Origin of the sequence: uncultured Campylobacter sp., from assembly GCF_963517995.1 — a bacterium.
Classification (GTDB): domain Bacteria; phylum Campylobacterota; class Campylobacteria; order Campylobacterales; family Campylobacteraceae; genus Campylobacter_A.
The window spans coordinates 1-8,104 of the sequence record NZ_CAUQHQ010000100.1 but is presented as its reverse complement, the minus strand read 5'-3'; the positions used below and the strand labels follow the sequence as shown (position 1 = coordinate 8,104).

At 46.7% G+C, this 8,104-nt stretch carries 8 protein-coding genes; 6 read left to right on the top strand and 2 right to left on the bottom strand.

Annotated features, from left to right (window positions below; genetic code table 11):
- From coaD to RYL88_RS09620, 6 genes are all read left to right on the top strand, one after another.
- Positions 1–431 (top strand): pantetheine-phosphate adenylyltransferase (gene coaD / locus RYL88_RS09645; RefSeq protein ID WP_314990895.1); only part of this gene is annotated, 431 nt, incomplete at its 5' end.
- A 274-nt stretch (positions 432–705) separates the two neighbouring features.
- Complete coding sequence (locus tag RYL88_RS09640; protein ID WP_314990894.1) at positions 706–1,806, top strand: hypothetical protein; 1,101 nt, start codon at positions 706–708, stop codon at positions 1,804–1,806.
- Positions 1,807–1,976: 170 nt separating this feature from the next.
- Entirely contained in the window at positions 1,977–2,555 is a 579-nt protein-coding gene (tmk, locus tag RYL88_RS09635) for a dTMP kinase (protein WP_314990893.1), read from the top strand.
- A complete protein-coding gene (gene hisS, locus RYL88_RS09630; RefSeq protein ID WP_314990892.1) occupies positions 2,548–3,795 on the top strand; it encodes a histidine--tRNA ligase in 1,248 nt (415 codons plus the stop codon). The genes tmk and hisS overlap by 8 nt, the downstream gene beginning before the upstream one ends.
- Positions 3,788–5,623, top strand: a complete 1,836-nt coding sequence (gene speA / locus RYL88_RS09625; protein ID WP_314990891.1) for a biosynthetic arginine decarboxylase — start codon at positions 3,788–3,790, stop codon at positions 5,621–5,623. The genes hisS and speA overlap by 8 nt, the downstream gene beginning before the upstream one ends.
- Before the next feature lie 19 nt (positions 5,624–5,642).
- On the top strand, positions 5,643–6,812 hold the full coding sequence (locus RYL88_RS09620; protein ID WP_314990890.1) for a pyridoxal phosphate-dependent aminotransferase: 1,170 nt from the start codon (positions 5,643–5,645) through the stop codon (positions 6,810–6,812).
- Between the two features lie 113 nt (positions 6,813–6,925).
- Here RYL88_RS09620 and RYL88_RS09615 read toward each other — a convergent pair whose 3' ends face one another.
- Both RYL88_RS09615 and lpxD read right to left on the bottom strand, forming a co-directional pair.
- Entirely contained in the window at positions 6,926–7,219 is a 294-nt protein-coding gene (locus RYL88_RS09615; RefSeq protein ID WP_314990889.1) for a DUF2695 domain-containing protein, read from the bottom strand.
- Between the two features lie 19 nt (positions 7,220–7,238).
- A partial coding sequence (gene lpxD / locus RYL88_RS09610) for a UDP-3-O-(3-hydroxymyristoyl)glucosamine N-acyltransferase (protein ID WP_314990888.1) occupies positions 7,239–8,104 on the bottom strand: 866 nt, incomplete at its 5' end.

Here is an 8,104-nt window from a genome sequence, read left to right as displayed (position 1 = left end):
GCCATTTAGACGTCATCAAACGCGCTATAAAGATCTTTGACGAGGTCGTCGTCGCAGTAGCGGCCAGCGAGAGCAAAAAACCGCTTTTTAGCTTGCAAGAGCGCGTCAAAATGGCTAAAATTTCAACCGCAAATCTAAAAAAAGTAGAGGTCGTCGGATTTGATAACTTACTCGTGGATTTTGCCAAGAGCCGAGGTATAAACATCGTCATACGCGGTCTTCGCGCGGTTAGCGACTTTGAGTACGAGCTGCAAATCGGCTATGCAAACGCCGCACTTTGGGATGAGCTTGAGACCGTTTATCTGATGCCAAGCCTCCAAAACGCCTTCATATCAAGCTCAATCGTGCGCTCGGTTTTAAGCCACGGCGGAGACGTCAGCAAGCTGGTTCCAAGCGAAATTTTAAAAAATTTAAAGGCGGCTCGCGACTAAATCAGACCCATAAGCACGGTAAAATTTGATGTTTTTAGACGGAAATTTACGTAGCTTTTGCGTCAAAGCTATTTTTGGCGCATTATTTAATGTATTTTAAATTAAAATGAAAGCACAGAGCGTAAGGTAGCTCAAAACAACTAAAGATTTGCTTTGGGGAAATCGGGTTGTAAATTTGGCGACAAACGCGAGTATATCGCTTTGCACTTTGGGTAAAAAAGGCTAAATTTATAGCAACAAAAAATAGCTAAACTAATTAAAATTTGGAGATAAAATGACTGAGCAAATGAGTGAAATAAAAAATCTACGCAGGCTTTTTGAAAACGCGAGTAATGACTATTTAGTCCTAAAAAACAAGGCTGAGGCGCAGGTCGTAAACAGGCGCTGGGCGTCTACTAGCTATATAAATTTAGAGCCGTTTTACTTTGAGCTTTACTGTTTTTCAAGGGGTAAAATTTTAAAAGAGCCGCCCAAAAATCTAGCAGATGCCTACGACTACGGATTTGACGCGCAGGAGCGGGCGGTTTTGATAAAGCAATACGCGGACGAGGAGCGATTTTACGAGGATTTTTATTTTTACGGACAAGACGAGGTTTTGGGCTATAGATTTGATTATTACGACAAAAAATGCGTGAGCGTACAAAGATATGTTTATGAGGGCGGTCTATTAGTTAATATTTACTCTGCATTTATAGATAACGGATACTGGATTGAAAATTTTATTTACTCAAATGCTAAACTAGCGCAAAAGCAGTGGCACGGCATAGACCGGCTCGGAGCGAAAATAGACCGCGACTATTTTTATGAGTACGACGAACTAGGCGAGCTAAATTCGATAACTTTGGAGGGAGGCTACGTCTGCTATAAAAAACCGGATAAAAAAACGAGCTACAAAAAGCTATACGAACTAGCCGCGCAAAGGCTACTGTCCGCGCTAAAAGAGACGATCAAAATGCACGCGCCGAGTCAAAAACTTTACTGCATAAATTTAGCTTACGACGGCGAGGTTTCGTTGCCGCCTATTATAGGTTTTGGTACGCAAAAGCAGCGCGAGGAGCTTTGCCGAGAGGATAAAAGCCTAATCATCTGGAACGTCGCTGATTACGAATTTAGCGCCGAGATAAACGAGGATGACGAAACGGCGAAAATCTTTGACCTTTTTAATCAAGAAACGCAGCTAAACGATAGATATTTGCAGGCTAAAAAGCTAATTTTAGAGTGCGCAAAGCAGCTAAAAGCAGATATTTGCGAGCTTGAAATAGACGCGACGCCGGATTTTGTTATCGTAGCTAGCTATCATGACTTAGGCGATTTGCGTAAAAATTTTAAGGCGATAAACCCCGAACTAATCGACAAATATAAAGGCTTGATTTAAAATTATATTTAAAATATTTTTGTGTTTTATTAAGATTTAGCGCAAAAAATCTTGCGGCGTTTTTGTGCAGTAGAAACAAAATCGCCCTAGTCTGGTTATGTGTTACGCGCTTTAAAAGCCGCTATTTAGCTATAAATTTGTAAAATACCGCTCAAATTTAAAGGCGAAAAATGTACGTGATTTTTGAAGGTATCGACGGCGTAGGCAAAAGCACCCAGATAGCGCGGCTGGCGGCTGTTTTCCCGCAAGCAATCGTGACCAAAGAGCCCGGCGGTACGAAGCTTGGCGAAAATTTGCGCGAGATTTTACTAAAAGAAAATGGTCTAGATAAAAGGGCTGAAATTTTGCTATTTTTGGCCGATAGAGCCGAGCATTCTGGTAAGATAATAAAACCCAACTCGGATAAAATGATTTTGAGCGACAGGGGCTTTGTTTCGGGCATGGCCTACGCTCTGGCGGGCGGAAATTTTAGCTTTGAGGAGCTTTTAAGCTTAAACAAATTTGCCCTGCAAGGAAATTTTCCACAAAAAATAGTATTTTTTAAAGCGGACGAAAGCACTCTAAGATCGCGCCTAGGCTCGCGCGCGCAGATGGACGGCATAGAGGCTAGGGGATTTAGTTATCTACTAAGAGTGCAGGACGCGATGGAAGAAATTTTGCAAAAACTAGACGTCCGCTACGTCACAATAGGCGCTGCCCTGGACGAAGAAAAAATAACGAATTTGATAAAGGAGTTTATAAGTGATTAGCGCATTAAGGGGGATGAAGGACGTTTTGCCGCCCCAGTCTGGACTTTACGAGAGGATAATCAAAATCTGCGAAGAGGTCGCGAAAAACTACGGATACGAGTTCGTGCTATCTCCGCACCTGGAGCAAACAGCGCTTTTTCGCCGCAGCGTCGGAGAAAGCAGCGACATCGTGGGTAAGGAGATGTATCAGTTTGAGGACAAAGGCGGCAACGACGTTTGCCTGCGCCCTGAGGGGACGGCGGGAGTCGTGCGCGCATTTATCGAGGCTAAATTTGACCGTGCGGGAGGCGTGAGACGGTACTTTTACCACGGCTCGATGTTCCGCTACGAACGTCCGCAAAAAGGACGTTTGCGCGAGTTTCATCAGTTTGGCTGCGAGTGCTTCGGTGAACCTAGCGTTTATGAGGATGCGAGCGTTATTTTGATGATAAACGAGATTTTCTCGCGCCTTGGTATCAAAACCAAGCTACTTATAAATTCGCTCGGAGACGCCGCTAGTATGGGCGCATACCGCGAAAAATTGGTTAAATTTTTAGACGAGCACGAGGGGCAAATTTGCGAGGACTGCAAGCGCAGAAAGCTGACAAATCCTATCCGCGTGCTAGACTGCAAGGTCGAGAGTTGTCAAAAAATCTATGAAAGTGCGCCGCTGATAATTGGTAGCCTAAACGACGAATGCGCGGGCGAGTTTAAAAAGCTGCAAGAAATTTTAAGCGGCAACGGCGTGGAATTTGAGATAGATCCCAAGCTTGTACGCGGGCTTGATTACTACTGTAAAACGGCGTTTGAGTTCGTTTCAAACGAGATCGGCGCACAAAGCGCGGTCGCGGGCGGCGGACGCTATGACAGGCTAGTCGAGTACCTAGGCGGCAAGGCTAGCTACGGCGTGGGCTTTGCGATGGGTATCGAGCGCATAATGGAAATCCTAGGCGGCCGCGAGAGTGAGAGTAAAAGAAGCGGCGTATATATCGGCGCGATGGACGCCGATGGCGTGGATGCGGTCTATAAAATAGCGATAAATTTAAGAAAAAGCCTCCCGGTTCTCGTGAGCTACGAGCCTAAAAAACTACAAAAGCACCTAAACGCCGCAGATAACGCTAATGCTAGGATTTGCCTTTGCGTCGGCGAGGACGAGCTAAAATCAGGCAAAATTTGGCTAAAAGATCTGAGCGAAAAGGCTGAGAAAACGATTGATTTGGCAGATCTGGAGACTGAGCTTAAAAGGATTTTTAATGTATGATTACGGTTTAAATTTGTGGGGAAACAATAACTTCATCATCGAAAACGGTAAAATTTGCGTCAATACCGGCTCAAAGCCCGCCATCATCGACATCGTAAAAAGCATCAGGAGCGAAGGCTACCGAGGCCCGCTATTGCTGCGCTTCCCTCACCTCATACACAAGCAGATTTCGCAAATTTACAAAAGCTTTGAGAGCGCGAAAAACGAATTCGGCTACAAAGGCAGCTTTAACGCCGTCTATCCGCTAAAAGTAAACCAATATCCGGGCTTTGTAAAAAATCTAGTCCGTCACGGTCAAAAGTACGGCTACGGCCTGGAAGCGGGCTCAAAGGCCGAGCTACTGCTAGTTATGGCGTATAACAACGAAGGCGCGCCGATCACCGTAAACGGCTTTAAGGATAAAGAGATGATAAACATCGGCTTTATCGCAGCTGAAATGGGACACAATATCACGCTAACGATCGAGGGATTAAACGAGCTTGAGGCTATCATCGCGATCGCAAAAGAGCGTTTCGCGCCAAAGCCAAACATCGGTCTACGCATCAGGCTGCATAGCAGCGGATCCGGTATCTGGGCTAAAAGCGGCGGCATAAACTCCAAATTCGGCCTAACTGCGACCGAGCTAATCGAAGCGGTAAATTTGCTAAAAGAGGCAAATTTGCTCGACCGATTTAATATGATCCACTTTCACATCGGTTCGCAAATCACCGAAATCCACCCGCTAAAAAAGGCTCTAATCGAAGCAGGAAACATCTACGCCGAGCTGCGAAAAATGGGCGCAAAAAACCTAAAAGCTATAAATTTGGGCGGCGGCCTAGCCATAGAGTACTCGCAGTTTAAGGAAAACTCGAGCCGAAACTACACGCTTAGCGAATACGCCAACGACGTGGTTTATCTGCTAAAAACGATGGCGACGCAGCGAAACGAGGTGGAGCCAGATATCTTTATCGAGAGCGGCCGTTTCGTCTCGGCTTCGCACGCCGTGCTGGTTGCGCCCGTTTTGGAGCTCTTTAGCCAGGACTACACCGAGGAAAAGCTCGTACTAAAAAAGAAAAATCCTCAGTTAATCACCGAGCTAAACGACCTGCTAAGCACGATAAAACCCTCAAACGCGATAGAGTATCTGCACGACAGTATCGATCATATGGAGAGTATACTCACACTATTTGATCTAGGCTATGTCGATCTGCAAGACCGCTCGAATGCCGAAATTTTAACCCACCTAATCATCAAAAAAGCGGCTAAAATCCTCGGCACCAAGCAGCACAACGCCGAGCTTTTAAAGCTACAAGAAGAAGCGCAGGAACGCTATCTCGTAAACTTCTCGCTATTTCAGTCGTTACCTGATTTTTGGGGCTTAAAGCAAAATTTTCCTATCATGCCGCTTGACCGCCTGGACGTGCGCCCTACCCGCTCGGCGTCGCTGTGGGATATCACTTGCGATAGCGACGGAGAGATAGGCTTTGACGACGAGGAAAATCCTCTGTTTTTGCACGACGTAGATGTGGAGCAAGAGGAGTACTTTTTAGGATTTTTCCTAGTCGGAGCATATCAGGAGGTGCTGGGTATGAAGCACAATCTCTTCACTCACCCGACCGAAGCTACTATCGAGATAAACGAGAATGGGTTTGAAATCTCGCACCTGCTAGAGAGCCAATCGATCCTTGATATCATGGAGGACCTTGACTACGACATCTACGAGATCCAAGACATCCTAAGCGAGCGAATCGAAAAATCAAAGCTCGTAACCGACTCGCAGCGCAAGCAAATTTTAGGCGAAATGTATCTGTTTTTAAACGATAACGGCTATCTAAAAACTATATCTTAAATTTAATAAAGGAGTAAAAATGCTATCAAAAAGAGTTCAGGTGCTAGGCGAGAGCCTAACCATCGAAATCAGCACCAAGGCAAAAGAGATGAAGGCCCGCGGCGAGGACGTGATCAGTTTCGGCGCGGGCGAACCGGACTTCGACACGCCCGAGATCATCAAAAACGAGGTAAAATCTGCCCTAGATAAGGGCTGCGGCAAATACACAGCCGTAGCGGGTACGCCCGAGGTTAGAGAGGCAGTCGCCGCAAAGCTAAAGCGCGACAACGGCCTAAACTACGCGCCAAATCAAATCATCACCAACGTCGGCGCCAAACACTCGCTTTTTAACGTATTCCAAGCACTAATCGACGAGGGCGACGAGGTCATCGTACCGAGCCCATACTGGGTGAGCTACCCAGAGATGGTCAAATTTAGCGGCGGCAATCCCGTTTTTATCGAAACTAGCGAAAAGACCGGCTTTAAAATCACTCCCGAACAGCTAAAGGCGGCGATCACTCCTAGAACTAAAATTTTAGTATTAAACAGCCCTTGCAACCCGACGGGCGCGATATATAGCCGCAAAGAGCTGGAGGCGCTAGGCGAAGTGCTAAAAGGCACGAAAATCATCGTAGCTAGCGACGAAATGTACGAAAAGCTAAACTACGAGGGCGAATTCGTCGCGACCGCGGCGGTGAGCGAGGATATGTTTAACCGCACGATCACGATAAACGGCCTAAGCAAATGCGGCGCGATGCCAGGCTGGAGATTTGGCTACATGGCTAGCCCATTTAAGGAGCTAAACGCCGCGGTAAACAGGCTACAAAGCCAAAGCACGAGCAATATAAACTCCCTAACGCAAGCCGGCGCCATCCCTGCGCTGCTCGGCAAAGCCGACGAGGACATCGCGTATATGAAGGGCGAGTTTAAAAAGCGCCGCGACCTAGGCGTCGAGATGATAAACGCTATACCGGGACTTAGCGTGCTTAAGCCCGATGGCGCGTTTTATCTTTTCATAAACTGCTCCGAGGTCGAGCCTGATAGCATGAAATTTTGCAAAGAGCTGCTAGAAAAGGCAAAGGTCGCCGTGGTGCCCGGCGTAGGGTTTGGTATGGATGGATACTTTAGGCTATCTTTTGCGACTGATTTGGAGAGTATCGCAAAAGGTATCGCAAGGATCGGCGAATTTGTAAAAAGCTATAAAAAATAGCGTAAATTAGGCTTAAATTTGACGCGGCATAAATTTGCGGCGTCAAATTTAGGTTTTAATAAATTTAGCTTCCATAAATTTGATAAACCTAGCATCAAATTTAAATCGTCGCTTTAATCCAAATACTCAAATTTCTCTTCAACGTTCATCATTACCTCGCAGTCGCAGTATCCGCCCTGCTCTTCAAGCCACGCAAGCACGCTCAAAACGTCTTTTACTTCCAAATTTGAGAGGATTTGCTCGGTGAGTTTTAGGCTGTGATCGCAGCCGTGTGTGTGAAGCTCGGCGTCCAAAAGCTCGAAAAGCCGTATAAATTTATCCTCGGACATAGGTAAATTTTGTCTAAATTCGGCTAGTTCTTTTTCTTTTATGGCTTTTAAAATTTCTTTTCTTTTGTTTTTTTCCATGGATTTTTTCCTTCAAATTTTAGTTTTTCTTAAAAAATCTCGCGATCTTAGCTTGCAGTTTGAAAAAGTCGGCCAGCTCCATTATCGGATATGCACCCGCATATTTTTTACCGCCCGCGATATCCTTTGACACGCCGCCGCGCGCCGCTATCTGGGCAAAGTCGCCGATTTTTAAATGCCCCGCAGAGCCGCTTTGTCCGCCCATCACGACGTTACGGCCTAGCTTTGTGGAGCCTGCGAGCCCTACCTGAGAGACCAGTATCGAGCCGTAGCCTATCTCGCAGTTGTGGCCGATTTGCACGAGGTTATCGATCTTGGCGTAGGCTTTTACGACCGTACTTTCAAACACGCCGCGATCTATCGTCGTGCACGCGCCGATCTCGACGAAATCCTCTAAAACGACGTTGCCGTTGTGGTAAATTTTCACGTGTTCGCCCGTTTTCGTGTGCGCGTAGCCAAAGCCGTCGCTACCGATGACGGCGTTTGCATTGATGCGGCAACCGTTGCCGATAACGGTGTCGTTGTAGATGACGACGTTTGGGTGGATGACGCAGTTTGCGCCGATTTTTACGTTATCGCCGACGTAGACGCCGGCCATCACGAGCGTGTTGTCGCCGATCACGGCGCCTGAGCCCACGTAGACGTTTGGCATTATCTTTGCGCTTGGCGAAATTTGCGCCGGCTGCGGCTGGGATGCTAGAAGCTCCTTTGCGAAATACTCGCTCAAAATAGCAAAGGCAAGGTGCGGGTTTTCTACCACTACCGCCCTACTTTGCGCGCCGACGAGCTCTTTTAAATTTGACGCGACTAAAATCGCGCCCGCCTTTGAGCCTTCGATAAATTTAGCGTTTTTCTCGCTATCGCAGTAGCCAAGCTCGCTAGCTC